Origin of the sequence: Psychrobacter sp. TB20-MNA-CIBAN-0197, assembly GCF_040309765.1 — a bacterium.
In the GTDB taxonomy this organism is placed as follows: domain Bacteria; phylum Pseudomonadota; class Gammaproteobacteria; order Pseudomonadales; family Moraxellaceae; genus Psychrobacter; species Psychrobacter submarinus.
In genome coordinates, this window is the sequence record NZ_JBEOPC010000706.1 from 1 (window position 1) to 267 (window position 267).

Here is a 267-nt window from a genome sequence, read left to right on the forward strand (position 1 = left end):
ATCTGGAATATTTCGACCGACTCGGCCTGACCCGCCGCCTCGGCGAATCCCGCCAGATCCGCCCCGACAACGCGCTGGCTGACGCCTGCGCACCCTGAGTTCAGGAAGACAATCGCGCCCGGTGGCGCGGCCGGGCTTCAAACCCGGTTGGGGACGGCATCCGTTCCCGGGCAGGTTCGACTCCGGCTGTCTTCCGCCAGTTTTTCTTTTCAACCACATCGTTGTAGTAAAAAAGCTTGAAGTTAGATGTCTCTGATAGTATCAATT

General features: G+C 58.4%; 1 protein-coding gene and 1 tRNA gene. Both read left to right on the forward strand.

Going from position 1 to position 267, the window contains the following annotated elements:
- The first annotated feature begins 2 nt into the window (after window positions 1-2).
- Complete coding sequence (locus tag AAEY83_RS15630) at window positions 3-98, forward strand: SelB domain-containing protein (RefSeq protein ID WP_351060402.1); 96 nt, start codon at window positions 3-5, stop codon at window positions 96-98.
- Window positions 99-103: 5 nt separating this feature from the next.
- A tRNA-Sec gene (locus tag AAEY83_RS15635) sits at window positions 104-199 on the forward strand.
- The last annotated feature ends 68 nt before the right edge of the window (window positions 200-267 follow it).